14 protein-coding genes and 3 tRNA genes are annotated in these 14,304 nt (G+C 45.0%); 14 read left to right on the top strand and 3 right to left on the bottom strand.

All coding sequences use genetic code 11. The features are described from left to right. The first annotated feature begins 10 nt into the window (after positions 1 to 10). The gene (aroA, locus tag A3CS_RS0102385) at positions 11 to 1,342 is read left to right on the top strand and encodes a 3-phosphoshikimate 1-carboxyvinyltransferase (protein WP_005545667.1); all 1,332 of its coding nucleotides are present in this window, start codon (positions 11 to 13) and stop codon (positions 1,340 to 1,342) included. A 78-nt stretch (positions 1,343 to 1,420) separates the two neighbouring features. Here aroA and rnhA read toward each other — a convergent pair whose 3' ends face one another. After that, entirely contained in the window at positions 1,421 to 1,888 is a 468-nt protein-coding gene (rnhA, locus tag A3CS_RS0102380) for a ribonuclease HI (RefSeq protein ID WP_005545666.1), read from the bottom strand. Between the two features lie 67 nt (positions 1,889 to 1,955). On the opposite strand from rnhA, the gene dnaQ reads away from it, so the two are divergent. The 6 genes from dnaQ to A3CS_RS0102350 all read left to right on the top strand — a co-directional run bounded on the left by dnaQ (position 1,956) and on the right by A3CS_RS0102350 (position 3,798). After that, positions 1,956 to 2,717: a DNA polymerase III subunit epsilon gene (gene dnaQ, locus A3CS_RS0102375; RefSeq protein WP_005545665.1), complete on the top strand. Its 762-nt coding sequence runs from the start codon at positions 1,956 to 1,958 to the stop codon at positions 2,715 to 2,717. Positions 2,718 to 2,810: 93 nt separating this feature from the next. Further along, positions 2,811 to 2,887 (top strand) — tRNA-Asp (locus tag A3CS_RS0102370). Between the two features lie 22 nt (positions 2,888 to 2,909). Next, a tRNA-Asp gene (locus tag A3CS_RS0102365) sits at positions 2,910 to 2,986 on the top strand. A gap of 22 nt (positions 2,987 to 3,008) precedes the next feature. Next, positions 3,009 to 3,085: transfer RNA gene (locus A3CS_RS0102360), tRNA-Asp, on the top strand. Positions 3,086 to 3,263: 178 nt separating this feature from the next. Then, a complete protein-coding gene (locus A3CS_RS0102355; RefSeq protein WP_005545663.1) occupies positions 3,264 to 3,518 on the top strand; it encodes a type II toxin-antitoxin system Phd/YefM family antitoxin in 255 nt (84 codons plus the stop codon). Continuing rightward, positions 3,508 to 3,798: a type II toxin-antitoxin system RelE family toxin gene (locus tag A3CS_RS0102350; protein WP_005545660.1), complete on the top strand. Its 291-nt coding sequence runs from the start codon at positions 3,508 to 3,510 to the stop codon at positions 3,796 to 3,798. Before A3CS_RS0102355 ends, A3CS_RS0102350 begins: the two co-directional genes overlap by 11 nt. Positions 3,799 to 3,855: 57 nt before the next feature. Here A3CS_RS0102350 and A3CS_RS0102345 read toward each other — a convergent pair whose 3' ends face one another. Further along, positions 3,856 to 4,194 (bottom strand): cupin domain-containing protein, encoded by a 339-nt coding sequence (locus A3CS_RS0102345; protein WP_012821089.1) that lies wholly within the window; start codon positions 4,192 to 4,194, stop codon positions 3,856 to 3,858. A gap of 340 nt (positions 4,195 to 4,534) precedes the next feature. Here A3CS_RS0102345 and A3CS_RS0102340 point away from each other — a divergent pair, with 340 nt between their 5' ends. From A3CS_RS0102340 to queA, 3 genes are all read left to right on the top strand, one after another. Further along, positions 4,535 to 4,987 carry a YeeE/YedE thiosulfate transporter family protein gene (locus A3CS_RS0102340; protein ID WP_005540084.1) on the top strand — a complete coding sequence of 151 codons (453 nt, stop codon included), beginning with the start codon at positions 4,535 to 4,537 and terminating at the stop codon, positions 4,985 to 4,987. Between the two features lie 170 nt (positions 4,988 to 5,157). Continuing rightward, complete coding sequence (gene trhP / locus A3CS_RS0102335; RefSeq protein WP_005540081.1) at positions 5,158 to 6,546, top strand: prephenate-dependent tRNA uridine(34) hydroxylase TrhP; 1,389 nt, start codon at positions 5,158 to 5,160, stop codon at positions 6,544 to 6,546. Between the two features lie 296 nt (positions 6,547 to 6,842). Then, positions 6,843 to 7,934 carry a tRNA preQ1(34) S-adenosylmethionine ribosyltransferase-isomerase QueA gene (queA, locus tag A3CS_RS0102330; RefSeq protein WP_005545654.1) on the top strand — a complete coding sequence of 364 codons (1,092 nt, stop codon included), beginning with the start codon at positions 6,843 to 6,845 and terminating at the stop codon, positions 7,932 to 7,934. Positions 7,935 to 7,977: 43 nt separating this feature from the next. On the opposite strand, the gene A3CS_RS0102325 is transcribed toward queA, so the two are convergent. After that, positions 7,978 to 9,114: a pyridoxal phosphate-dependent aminotransferase gene (locus A3CS_RS0102325; protein WP_019518201.1), complete on the bottom strand. Its 1,137-nt coding sequence runs from the start codon at positions 9,112 to 9,114 to the stop codon at positions 7,978 to 7,980. A gap of 472 nt (positions 9,115 to 9,586) precedes the next feature. Here A3CS_RS0102325 and tgt point away from each other — a divergent pair, with 472 nt between their 5' ends. From tgt to secF, 4 genes are all read left to right on the top strand, one after another. Beyond that, positions 9,587 to 10,738, top strand: coding sequence for a tRNA guanosine(34) transglycosylase Tgt (gene tgt / locus A3CS_RS0102320; RefSeq protein WP_005545649.1), 1,152 nt, complete (start codon positions 9,587 to 9,589; stop codon positions 10,736 to 10,738). A 291-nt stretch (positions 10,739 to 11,029) separates the two neighbouring features. After that, positions 11,030 to 11,329 carry a preprotein translocase subunit YajC gene (gene yajC, locus A3CS_RS0102315; RefSeq protein WP_005540052.1) on the top strand — a complete coding sequence of 100 codons (300 nt, stop codon included), beginning with the start codon at positions 11,030 to 11,032 and terminating at the stop codon, positions 11,327 to 11,329. 30 nt (positions 11,330 to 11,359) lie between these two features. Beyond that, entirely contained in the window at positions 11,360 to 13,210 is a 1,851-nt protein-coding gene (gene secD, locus A3CS_RS0102310; protein ID WP_019518200.1) for a protein translocase subunit SecD, read from the top strand. 16 nt (positions 13,211 to 13,226) lie between these two features. Next, on the top strand, positions 13,227 to 14,192 hold the full coding sequence (secF, locus tag A3CS_RS0102305; RefSeq protein WP_005545643.1) for a protein translocase subunit SecF: 966 nt from the start codon (positions 13,227 to 13,229) through the stop codon (positions 14,190 to 14,192). The last annotated feature ends 112 nt before the right edge of the window (positions 14,193 to 14,304 follow it).

The raw sequence follows: 14,304 nt of genomic DNA, 5'->3' as shown, positions 1-14,304 counted from the left end.
CGGACGACTTATGCAGCAAGCAATTTCCATTACGCTCAATCCCATTGCCCGCGTTGAAGGTGCCATCAATTTGCCGGGCTCGAAAAGCCTGTCCAACCGCGCCTTATTGTTGGCGGCATTGGCGCACGGCACCACCAAAGTGACCAACCTGCTGGACAGTGACGACATCCGCCATATGCTCAACGCCTTAAAACAGCTCGGTGCGCAATATACGTTGTCTGAAGACAAATCCGTATGCGAAGTACAAGGCTTGGGTGGCGCCTTTCAGTGGCACGACGGCTTGGCATTATTTTTAGGCAATGCCGGCACCGCCATGCGCCCGTTGGCGGCAGCACTTTGTTTGGCGCGTGCAGGCGATTCCGCGCAAAATGAAGTGATTTTAACGGGTGAACCGCGCATGAAAGAACGCCCGATTCGACACTTAGTGGATGCGTTGTTACAAGCGGGCGCCGATATTCGTTATTTAGAAAATGAAGGCTACCCGCCTATCGCCATTCGTAACACGGGATTACGCGGCGGTTTAATTAAAATCGACGGTTCCATTTCATCGCAATTTTTGACCGCACTTTTAATGGCGGCGCCCCTTGCGGAGAGTGACAGCGAAATCGAAATTATCGGTGAATTGGTGTCCAAACCGTACATCGACATCACACTCAACATGATGAAAATCTTCGGCGTGAGCGTGGAAAATCAACATTACCAACGCTTCATCGTAAAAGGCAAACAATCCTATCAATCACCCGGCTCATTTTTAGTGGAAGGTGATGCTTCCTCCGCCTCTTATTTCTTAGCGGCAGGCGCCATTAAGGGCAAGGTGAAAGTGACAGGCATCGGCAAAAACAGCATTCAGGGCGATCGTCTGTTTGCCGACGTCTTAGAAAAAATGGGCGCGCACATCACTTGGGGCGAGGATTTCATTCAGGCGGAACAAGCGCCGTTACATGGCGTGGATATGGATATGAACCACATTCCCGATGCTGCCATGACCATCGCCACCACCGCCCTTTTTGCGGAAGGCGAAACCGTGATTCGTAACATTTACAACTGGCGCGTGAAAGAAACGGATCGTTTAACCGCCATGGCGACGGAACTGCGCAAAGTGGGCGCGGAGGTGGAGGAAGGCGAAGATTTTATTCGCATTCAACCGTTAAAACCGACGGAATTTAAAGCGGCAGAAATCGAAACCTACAACGATCACCGGATGGCAATGTGCTTTGCGCTCATCGCTCTTTCCGACACGCCGGTAACGATTTTGGATCCGAACTGCACGGCAAAAACCTTCCCGACCTTCTTCAAGGAATTTTTAACCATCGCGCAACAACCGACCGGCGAAGCGAACTAGCCGCACAAGGCAAATGAAAAATGCCGTAAAAACAAACCGCACTTTATGCTTCTTCACGGTTCTTTTTTCGGGCGGATTTTATGCTTCCGCTTGGTAACCTTCATCGTTTAACGTCGGGTTCTCTGCGCCCTGCTTTGCCAGTTGATCGCAAATTTCATTTTCACGATGCCCCGCGTGCCCTTTCACCCAGCGCCAATCCACCTTATGACGGGCGATCGCCTGATCTAACGCCATCCACAAATCCTGATTTTTCACCGGTTTGCCGCTACTCGCTTTCCAATGATTTTTCTTCCAGTTAAAAATCCACTGGGTGATGCCGTTTTTCATGTATTGGCTGTCACTGTATAAATGAATGTCGCAGGGCTCTTTTAGGCTGTTTAGGGCTTCCACCACCGCCAATAATTCCATGCGGTTATTAGTGGTCAAAAAAAAGCCTTTGGACAGTTTTTTTTCGTGTTGTTTGTAACGTAACAAAATGCCGATACCGCCCGCACCGGGGTTGCCGAGGCAGGATCCGTCGGTAAAAATTTCGATTTGTTTACGCATATTCACTACTAATTTATTTCAAATGAGGCGATAATACCCGAAATTTTTGCGGATAAAAAGTAGCGTTATGAGTATTCAAATTAACCCGAATCGCCAAATTGTACTGGATACGGAAACCACCGGTATGAACCAGTTAGGCGCCCATTATGAAGGTCACTGCATCATTGAAATCGGTGCGGTGGAAATGATTAACCGCCGTTATACCGGCAATAATTTTCACATTTATATTAAGCCGAATCGTCCGGTGGATCCCGATGCTATTAAGGTACACGGTATCACCGACGAAATGCTGGCGGACAAACCGGATTTCAGCCAGGTTGCCAATCAATTCATCGAATATATCAAAGGCGCCGAGTTGCTTATTCACAACGCGCCCTTCGACGTGGGCTTCATGGATTATGAATTCGCCAAGCTGAACCTGCCGATTAAAACCAACGACATTTGCCTGGTGACCGACACGCTGACCATGGCGCGCCAAATGTATCCCGGCAAGAAAAATAACTTGGATGCGCTCTGTAGCCGTTTGGGGATAGATAACAGTAAACGTACGCTACACGGCGCGTTACTGGATGCGGATATTCTGGCGGATGTATATCTTGCCATGACGGGCGGGCAAACCAGCCTGTTTGATGAAAGTGAACCGGAAATTATTCAGCACGCCGGCGAACAGCAAGTACAAAGTACGGTCGTTTTTTCACACAATTTACGCCTGCTCACCCCGACGGAAGAAGAGCTGCAAGCGCATTTGGAATATCTCAAATTAATCAATAAAAAAAGCAAGGATAATTGCCTTTGGGAGCGTCAAGCCCAGGAAGAAACCTTGCATTAATAAAATCGTTCACCGATTAAACAAGTAACCCCAAAAGAGAAAAAAAAAGTTGACGGAGTGTCCCTGCGCCATTATTATGCACCTCACCTGTGCGGAGTGGTAGTTCAGCTGGTTAGAATACCTGCCTGTCACGCAGGGGGTCGCGGGTTCGAGTCCCGTCCATTCCGCCAATTCTTTTATCTATTCTCATTCGGAGCGGTAGTTCAGCTGGTTAGAATACCTGCCTGTCACGCAGGGGGTCGCGGGTTCGAGTCCCGTCCATTCCGCCAATTCTTTTATCTATTCTCATTCGGAGCGGTAGTTCAGCTGGTTAGAATACCTGCCTGTCACGCAGGGGGTCGCGGGTTCGAGTCCCGTCCGTTCCGCCAATTTCTCTAAACGTTCACATTATTTTATTGCCTAAAATTTTATAATTCACATCCACGCCAACCTTCTTTATTAAAGATTTACTATTATCTATCCGTCCAAATAACGCAAGAATACCTTTAAAAAATTTTTAAAAGTATTATTATAAGACGCCAGAATCAGTAGAAAAGGGGAAACATTATGGCAATACATCAAATTTTGACACAACAAGCCGCAAGCATTACCGATTTAAAACGGGACCCAATGGGCATTGCGTACGCAAGCCAAGATGGTGCCGTAGCCATATTAAACCGTAACCAACCGGCCTTTTATTGCGTCACGCCTGCATTATTTGAATATTTTCAAAATCTGGTAGAAGATGCAGAATTAGGCAGAATCGCTGAAGAGCGTCTGGCGACCCTTGATCCGATTGAGGTAAGCCTTGATGACTTATAAACTCACTTTTGATAAAAGGGCTTTAAAAGAGTGGGAAAAGTTAGGTGACACCATACGCCAACAATTCAAAAATAAACTTGCGGAACGCTTAGAAAATCCGAGAGTACCCGGCGACAAATTAAAAGGTTATCAAAACCTTTATAAAATCAAACTCCGCGCAGCCGGTTATCGCTTAGTTTATGAAGTTAATGATAACCAAATTTATATTCTTGTTTTATCCGTGGGTAAACGGAATAGATTAAATGCATACAAAAATGCAGAATTCAGACAAGCCCGGTAAAACGGGCTTTTTTTAACCAATGTAAAAGGCACATTAAGTGCCTCTCTGCTTACCTCACTATCTCCCCTCTTTCGGGAACACCACCGTCAGGAACATTTTGAAATTTTCCAAGGCATACAGGGAGTGAGGAATATCGGCAGGCAGTATGATACTTTCGCCGGCATTGACTGCGTAGTCGGTTGTGTCGATAGTGATTCTGGCTTTGCCTTCCAATATTGTCACCAAAGCATCACCACGGGATTTATGGGCGCTGATTTCCTCGCCTTTCGGCAGACAAAACATGGTTAAGCCCACGGCAGGGTTTTGTGAAAATGTTTTGCTGATAACTTGTCCGTCTTGATATGCTAGAAGATCATTCAATTTAAGAACGGTGGCTTTTTCAATGTTTTTTAACATATTTTTGCTCCTTTTAAATCGTCAAATCAAACTGCTTGTCGCTCAATAAATAGGCGACAAGCCGATTATACCCCTACAACAAATGCAATTCATTATCATCTGAATATTTATTGGTTTACATCAAAAAAACATCGCCAAAAACCACCGCACTTTAGAGAAAAATACGCTCCCCGTCGCCAAAAGTGCGGTCGTTTTTGCATTTAAAAATAAATCCTTGATCCCGCTCACAATATCACCACAAGATGCTTTTCTTATTTTGAGCGTCTTTTTACAATGAAAGCGTTTTTAAAACATTAAAAACACCATTCACATTTACTTCAGATATCACAAGGGTCTTATTATGAAAATCTTAACTTGGCCTGTGGTTGCAGTTGCTGCACTTGGTATCGTTGCTCCACTTCTAACCTACAATGGCAATCCCGGCAATATGGGCTTCTGCGCAGCCTGTTTCTTGCGCGACACAGCGGGCGCACTCGGTCTGCATCGCGCCACACCGTTACAATATTTACGCCCCGAACTTATCGGTTTGGTATTGGGCGCATTCTCCATGGCACTTTGCGGACTTTGCTTCTCGCTCGGTGGCGGTTGCCCGGGCAAAAAATTGGTGAACATCGGCGAAGGCAATAATGACGCCGCCCTCTTTGTATTAGGAATGGTGTTAGGTGCTACCGCCGCGCATAATTTTGCGCTCGCTGCTTCCCCTGCCGGCGTGACACAATTTACGCCTTATGTATTCGTCATCGGTTTTGTGGTCTGCCTTTATATCGGACTGACGAATAAATCCAAGATTTAACCTTTACCGAAATTTCCACGCCCGCAAACCAAGCGGGCGTTTTGCGTTAAAAAACACCGAAAAAACCCACCGCACTTTTCCTTTACAAAAACCAAAATCCGCCTAAAATAGCCGTCCTTACGATTTGCCTTGGGCAAATTCCTGACTTGAAATCAGACAAAGAGACTTTTATGACAACCCCATTTAAACCTGAATTACTTTCTCCTGCCGGCTCGTTGAAAAATATGCGCTATGCCTTTGCTTACGGTGCAGATGCGGTTTATGCCGGTCAGCCACGTTACAGCCTGCGCGTGCGCAACAACGAGTTCAATCACGCCAATTTAAAAATCGGCATTGATGAAGCTCACGCCCTCGGCAAAAAATTCTATGTGGTGGTGAACATCGCGCCACATAATTCCAAGCTCAAAACCTTTATCAAAGATTTACAACCGGTCATCGACATGGGGCCGGATGCGTTAATTATGTCCGATCCGGGCTTGATCATGCTGGTACGCGAAAACTTCCCCAACATTGACATTCACCTTTCCGTGCAAGCCAACGCGGTAAACTGGGCGACGGTGAAATTCTGGAAACAAATGGGCTTAACCCGCGTGATTTTATCCCGCGAGCTTTCCCTTGATGAAATCGCCGAAATCCGCCAGCACGTGCCGGATATTGAACTTGAAATTTTCGTTCACGGCGCACTTTGCATGGCGTATTCCGGTCGTTGTCTGCTTTCCGGCTATATCAACAAACGCGACCCGAACCAAGGCACCTGTACCAACGCTTGCCGTTGGGAATATAAAATGGAAGAAGGCAAAGTGGATGACGTCGGCAACATCGTGCCGAAAATCGATCCGCGCCAACAAATTGAAGTGAAAAACGTCGCCCCGACGTTGGGCGAAGGCACCGTGACCGACAAAGTGTTCCTTTACACCGAAGCACAAAATCCCGACGAGCAAATGACCGCCTTTGAAGACGAGCACGGTACTTATTTCATGAACTCCAAAGATTTACGCGCCGTGCAACATGTGGAAAAATTGACCGCACTTGGCGTGCATTCCTTAAAAATTGAGGGGCGCACCAAATCCTTCTATTACTGCGCCCGTACTGCGCAAGTTTACCGCAAAGCGATCGACGATGCGGCTGCCGGCAAACCATTCGACGAAAGCCTGATGGATACGTTGGAATCTTTGGCGCACCGTGGCTACACCGAAGGCTTTCTGCGCCGCCACACCCATGATGAATACCAAAACTACGAATACGGCTATTCCATTTCCGAACGTCAACAATTCGTCGGTGAATTCACCGGCAAACGTAACGAACAAGGCATGGCGGAAGTGGCGGTGAAAAATAAATTCCTGCTTGGCGACGAAGTGGAAATAATGACACCGCAAGGCAATATCGTCTTCAAAATCAATAAAATGCTTAATCGCAAAAACGTCGAAGTAGATGCCGCATTAGGCGACGGACATTTTGTCTTCTTAGACGTGCCGCAAGACATCAACTTGGATTACGCGCTGTTAATGCGAAACCTGGTCAACACCAACACACGCAACCCTCACGAAAAGAAAAGTTAATATTTTGTTAAAATCATGTTGCAATATTAATTTGGGTCTATATAATACGCACATACCCTAGAAAAATATAACTCAAAATACATTATTCAGCCCTTCCCCCTTGAAAGGGCTTTTTTTCGTCTTGTAGAAAGTAGAATTGAGTAAAAAATACCTTTAAGTATGCTCACAATTACCTGCTATTTGTATTGCTAACAGAAACCAGCGCAATTTCTTTTTAATAGATTATTCATTCCCCTTGAGATCCTCCCCAATCCGCACTAGACTACCGCCCTCTTTTTTAAACCAAATATTCCATTATGCGTGTTGCCGATTTTTATTTTGATTTACCTGATGAGTTGATTGCCCGTTATCCGAAAACGGAGCGGACAGCCAGCCGATTGTTACAACTGGATGGTGAAAACGGGGAAATTTTTCACCGCACTTTTAGTGATGTGTTGGATCTGATTAACCCCGGCGATTTGATGATCTTCAATAATACCCGTGTGATTCCTGCACGGATGTTCGGGCGTAAAAGCAGTGGCGGGAAAATAGAGGTGTTGGTGGAGCGGGTGTTAAGCGAATCCCGTTTTTTAGCTCATGTTCGCGCCTCCAAAGCACCGAAGGAAGGCGCGGAATTGATCTTAGGCGAGGATAAACTGGGAGAAGGTCACGGCGTAAACGCCGTCATGGTGGGGCGTCAAGGCAGTTTGTTTGAGATCGAAATAGCCGAAAAACAGACCGCACTTTTTGATGTATTGCAGAAAATCGGGCACATGCCGTTGCCGCCGTATATCGATCGCCCCGATGAAGAAGCGGATCAGGAACGCTACCAAACCGTGTATAACAAAGTGCCCGGCGCGGTTGCCGCCCCAACGGCAGGGCTACATTTTGACGATGAATTGTTGACGAAACTCAAAGCCAAAGGGGTAAATTTTACCTTTGTTACGCTACACGTTGGGGCGGGAACATTTCAGCCGGTTCGCGTGGAAAATATTGAAGATCACGTGATGCACGCGGAATATGTGGAAGTGCCGCAAGAAGTGTGTGATGCCATTTTGGCGACCCAAAAAGCCGGTAAACGGGTGATTGCGGTAGGGACAACCTCCGTGCGTTCCATTGAAAGTGCGGCATTGGCAGCGGAAGAGAAGAAAAGTGCGGTGCTTATTGAGCCTTATTTTTCCGATACGTCCATTTTTATTTATCCGGGCAAATCGTTCCGCGTGGTGGATTGCCTGATTACCAATTTCCATTTGCCGGAAAGCACGTTAATTATGTTGGTTTCCGCCTTTGCGGGTTTTTCCTATACGATGAATGCCTATAAAAGTGCGGTAGAAAATCGCTATCGTTTTTTCAGTTACGGCGATGCAATGTTTATCAGTAAAAATCCTGATGTGAAGGGATTGAAATAACGGGTCTCAGAAAAAATAAAGATGGGCTGTCCCACCTTTATTTTTATACCCAACCGTTTTGTCTGAATTCTTTGAGGACTTTAACAAAACGTTGCATTTCTTCCGGCGTTCCTAAGGTTAAACGGCTCCAGCTTTGAATCGGTAAAAATTCACGTCCGACCAAAATGCTATTTTCTTTCATACGCTCCTGGTAGGTTTGGACATCCCCTTTAATTTCATGAAAAATAAAGTTGCCGTTAGACGGTGCAAATTTTAAACCCAGTTCTCGCAATGCGTTTTGCACGATTTTACGGGAGGCTTCGTTGCTTTGTAAGCTCAGTTGGGAGAAAGTTTTGTCTTTCAAGGAAGCAAGCGCGGCAACAGCACCGGCAATGTTGATATTGTCAATGGACATGAATTTATCCACTTCTTCCACCACATCGGAATTCGCCAGCATATACCCCACGCGATAACCTGCCATGGCATAAAATTTAGAGAAAGTGCGGGTGACGGCAACATTTTTAAAACCCTGTTTAATCAGCTTAACGCCACTTTCAAAAGCAGGATCCTGTACATATTCGGCGTAGGCTTCATCCAGTAAAAAGAAATAATTTTCCGGCGCTTTTTTAATCCAACGGAATAACTCTTTTGCCGGCGTAACGGTTGAAGTTGGATTATTCGGGTTACACAAATAGAAAATACTCACGCCACTAAACTGCTCGGCGGTTTCTTGTAATTTTGCCAAATCAAATTGGAAATCTTTAGTCAGCGGCACCTTAACAACCGGCACATTCATGGCTTGCGCATATAATTCGGCATAATTAAACGTCGGATCCGGCACCACCAGCTGAACCGTCTGTTTCGCCTGTCTGGCTTTAAATACCTGTGACTGAATAATTCCACGAATATTTTCAGAGGATCCATTCCCCAAGGAAACGAAATTATCTTCCAGATTATATTTTTCAGCTAATTGACGGATTAATTCACTACGATGCTCATCGGGATAACGGGAACCAATCCCAATGCTATTAATAATCGCCTGTTTTGCTTTTTCCGACATACCCAATGAATTTTCATTGAAATTCAAATGTAGAATACCGGAACCACTACCTCTGCCTTTCTTTTTTGCTATCAACCCCGGCGCAATAGTCATCCCGATAACTGCGGCGCCGGTTAATTTCAGAAGTTTTCTCCGTTGCATAAAGCTCTACCTTTATGAATAATCACATTTAAAATATAAGTATAAATATTAATACGATAAATATCTTTTTCAAGAAAAACCTTGGGCTATGCCAAAAATTGAAACTTATTAAGCGCCGAAAGAAGGCGGTGTTTGACTTATTTTCGGGCAAGTCATAAAATAAAAAACAAGGAATGGCGATAACCATTCCTTGCGGCATCAATTACTATGAGCCAGTGCTACTTTTCAATAACAGGCAAAGTAGAATAATGATGACCAATTTAATAAAAAATTTAATCATATTTTTATCCTTATGATTATAACAAGGATCTACTAATCTAGCCCAACAGCGGCAACTGGCGGACTATCATTAGTAGAGTCCGCCTCTGCTCGTAAGAGCATTGCGAAAAATTATAGCATGAAGCCTGTATATTTAAACAGGCTTTTTTATTAACCAAAAATCTTCGAACTGTTTATTCGTTGAGGAAATTTAATGAAGTATGAATTAGACAAAACCAGCGGCAATGCCCGTCGTGGTCGCTTGGTATTTGAACGCCCGCAAGGCACCTTTACCGTTGAAACGCCGGCATTTATGCCCGTAGGCACTTATGGCACAGTGAAAGGCATGACGCCGGAAGAAGTGCGCACCACCGGTGCGGAAATTTTGCTCGGTAATACCTTCCATTTGTGGTTGCGCCCGGGGCAGGAAGTCATGCGCAAGCACGGTGATTTACACGATTTTATGCAATGGCATCGTCCGATTTTGACGGATTCCGGCGGTTTCCAAGTGTTCAGTTTGGGCAAGTTACGCAAAATCACTGAAGAAGGCGTGAAATTTCAAAACCCGATTAATGGCGAACGTATTTTCTTATCGCCGGAAAAATCCATGGAAATTCAATATGATTTAGGTTCCGACATCGTGATGATTTTCGATGAATGTACGCCCTACCCCGCCACGTTTAATTATGCCAAGCAATCCATGGAAATGTCCCTGCGCTGGGCGCAACGCAGCCGCGCTCGTTTTGACGAATTAGGCAACAAAAACGCGCTGTTCGGCATTATCCAAGGCGGAACCTTTGAAGAATTGCGCAAAGTTTCACTGGAAGGCTTAATCAATATCGGCTTTGACGGCTATGCGGTGGGCGGTTTAGCCGTGGGCGAGCCAAAAGAAGATATGCACCGCATTTTGGAGTACATCTGCCCGCAGATTCCCGCCGACAAACCGCGCTATTTAATGGGTGTAGGAAAACCGGAAGATTTAGTGGAAGGCGTACGTCGCGGCATTGATATGTTCGATTGCGTGATGCCAACCCGCAATGCGCGTAATGGGCATTTATTCGTCACCGACGGCATCGTTAAAATCCGTAATGCCAAATACAAAGACGACACCAGCCCGCCGGATCCGCACTGTGACTGTTACACCTGCAAACACTATACCAAAGCCTATTTGTATCACCTGGACAAATGTGGCGAAATTCTTGGTGCACGCCTTAATACCATCCACAATTTGCGTTATTACCAACGCTTAATGGCAGAAATTCGCCAGGCGATCGAAGCGGATCGTTTTGATGATTTCGTGGTGGAATTTTATGCCAGAATCGGCAAACCTGTTCCGCCGTTGCAATTAGCAGAAGCAAATCAGTAATCCGAAAAGTGCGGTCATTTTAAAAAACGTTTTTTAAATCGACCGCACTTTTCTCAACGACAGAAACAACCACATCTTTTTTCTACCGGATCTGAAGAAGCTTAAAAATCATCAAATCTGCTAAATAAACAAATTTGCTCAATGCACAAAATCGTAGTCTTTTTTCACGGTATGCTTACAATATCATTTTCACATTCCAACAGATTTGTGGTATTTTAGGCGACGGTTTTTTTATCAGTTACGGACGCTTCACGGCGTCTTTATATTTTCATTAACTAAAAGGAAATTGGAATGGAAACGCAACAAGGCAGCCCAATGTCAATGTTATTTATTTTCGTCATATTCGGATTGATTTTCTATTTCATGATTTATCGTCCGCAGGCAAAAAGAAATAAAGAACATAAAAAACTTATGTCTGAATTAGCCAAAGGCACTGAAGTGCTTACCGCCGGCGGTATTATCGGTAAAATCACCAAAATGGTTGAAAACAGTGACAACATTGTTATCGCATTAAACGACAGTACCGAAGTGACCATCAACCGCAATTACATTGCCGCGGTATTACCGAAAGGTACAATCAAAACCCTTTAATCTTACATTCCTCAAGGGAACAGGAAATCTATGTTAAATCGTTACCCTTTATGGAAGAATCTAATGGTGATCTTCGTGGTCGCCATTGGTATTTTATATGCTCTTCCAAATCTTTACGGTGAAGATCCTGCCGTACAAATTTCAGGAACTCGCGGTCAGGAAGCCAATTCTGCTGTACTTAGCGATGTTCAATCCGTGCTTAAAGATAATAATCTGACAACCAAATCCATCGTATTGGAAAGCGGCTCGATTTTAGTGCGTTTTAACAATACGGATACACAATTACTCGCCAAAGACAAAATTACCGAAAAATTAGGCACCAACTATTCCGTCGCGTTAAACCTTGCACCGGCAACCCCGAAATGGCTAAGTAGCATTGGCGGTAACCCGATGAAATGGGGTCTGGACTTACGTGGTGGCGTGCGCTTCCTGATGGAGGTGGACATGAATTCCGCACTGTCCAAACGTCAGGAACAGTTGCAGGATTCTTTGCGTACCGAACTGCGCAAAGAAAAATATCAATACAGCGCCATTAAATCCATTGATAATTTCAGCACCGGCGTAACCTTAACCAATTCTGAACAACTTTCTGACGTACAACGCTACTTACGCAAACAGCACCCGAATCTAGATGTTAGTGTCACATCCGAGAACACCTTGTCCCTAGGCTTATCTGATTCCGTATTGAATGAAGCCCGTGAGAGCGCTATTGAGCAAAACCTGAGTATTTTACGTAAACGTGTTACCGAATTGGGCGTCGCCGAAGCCGTTATTCAGCGTCAAGGGGCGGAACGCATTGTGGTTGAATTACCGGGGGTACAAGACACTGCCCGTGCGAAAGAAATTCTCGGTGCAACGGCTACCCTTGAATTTCGTATAGTTAATGCAAGCGCTAATTTAGAAGCGGCAGCGCGTGGTATGGTGCCTTCCGATTCCGAAGTCAAATACGACAGAAACAATCGTCCTGTAGTGTTATATAAACGCGCAGTACTCGGTGGCGAGCACATTACCAATGCCAGCTCCGGTGTCGATCAAAACACGTCGTTGCCGCAAGTGAGCGTGACCTTGGATAGCGAGGGCGGCGAAATCATGTCACAAACCACCCGTTTAAACCTGAAAAAACCGATGGCGACCTTATATGTAGAATATAAAGACAGCGGTAAAAAAGACGAAAACGGTAAAACCATTTTACAAAAACACGAAGAAGTCATTAACGTCGCGACTATTCAAGGTCGTTTCGGCAGTCAATTCCAAATTACCGGTATCGACTCCCCGGCAGAAGCACAAAACCTTGCCGTGCTACTCCGTTCCGGTGCGTTAATTGCGCCAATTCAAATTGTGGAAGAACGTACCATCGGTCCGTCTCTCGGGGCACAAAATGTAGAACAAGGCTTACAGGCCAGCTTCTGGGGCTTAATGATCGTGGTGGCATTTATTGTTATTTACTACCGTAAATTCGGCATCATCGCCAATATTGCTTTAATCGCCAATATCGTTTTATTGGTCGGTTTAATATCGTTATTGCCAGGCGCCACGCTCACCATGCCGGGCATTGCCGGTATCGTATTGGCAGTAGGGATGTCGGTGGATGCGAACGTATTGATTTTCGAGCGAATTAAAGAAGAAATCCGCAACGGTCGTCCAATCCAGCAAGCCATTAATGAAGGTTATAGCGGCGCATTCAGTTCCATCTTCGATGCCAACTTAACCACGATTTTAACCGCAGTCGCCCTCTACGCGGTGGGTACCGGTCCGATTAAAGGTTTCGCAATCACCCTATCTTTAGGTATTGCCATCTCAATGTTTACCGCAATCACCGGAACACGGGCAATCGTGAATTTCTTATACGGCGGCAAACGAATTGATAAATTATCAATTTAATGGTGAGGAACATATTGTGAATTTAGAAAACAGAAGTCAGTCAATTCGAGAAATTCAAGGCATTAAACTCCCTTTCCGTTTAGTTGAGTTTATGAAATACCGCATGTGGGGTTATCTTGCATCGGTGATCATCATTGCCGTTTCCCTGTTCTTTGTATTTACCAAAAGCTTCAACTGGGGTCTGGATTTTACCGGGGGTGTGGTGGTGGACACCCACTTTTCTCAACCGGCAGATTTGGAAAAAATCCGTTCTACTCTGGTCCAAAACGGGATTGAAAGTCCATTGGTACAAACCACCGGTGGTGTGCGTGATGTGATGATTCGCCTGCCCGCGACGGATAACGCACAAATCGGTGATAATGTTAAGAGAATGCTAAGTACGTTAGATAGCGATATTCAGATTCGCTCTACTGAGTTTGTTGGTCCGAATGTTGGAGAAGAACTGACTCAAGGCGCCATTTATGCCACGTTAACAACTCTTATCATGTTGTTACTTTATGTCGGTATACGTTTTGAATGGCGCTTAGCTGTTGGCGGCGTACTTTCCCTTGCGCACGATGTGATTGTTACCTTAGGTGCTTTCTCCTACTTGCAAATTGAAATGGATTTAACCTTTATCGCAGCGATTCTTTCCGTGGTGGGCTATTCCCTCAATGACAGTATCGTGGTATTCGATCGTGTGCGTGAGAACTTCCGTAAAATCAGACGGATTGCTTCTATCGACATTATTAACATTTCATTAACACAAACTCTCTCCCGAACTATTATGACTTCAGTGACGACGTTAATTGTGGTGATCGCCCTTTTTGTCTTCGGCGGCCCGACAATCCATAGTTTCTCGTTGGCCCTCTTAATAGGTATCGGATTCGGGACATACTCTTCTATCTTCGTTGCGATTGCTATTGCATATGACTTAGGTCTTGACCGTGAACACATGGTGCAACCCAAAGTGAACAAAGATGATATTGATGAGCTGCCTTAGTCAATAACAAAAGTGCGGTTAAAATTCATAGTGAATTTCGACCGCACTTTTTACTTTCAAATTTTTCAATAGAATAAGACGGAGAATCAGGAGTAATATCTAATAAATTCTC

The organism is Aggregatibacter actinomycetemcomitans DSM 8324, assembly GCF_000372365.1.
GTDB lineage: Bacteria > Pseudomonadota > Gammaproteobacteria > Enterobacterales > Pasteurellaceae > Aggregatibacter > Aggregatibacter actinomycetemcomitans.
This window is presented reverse-complemented; position numbering and strand designations above follow the sequence as displayed.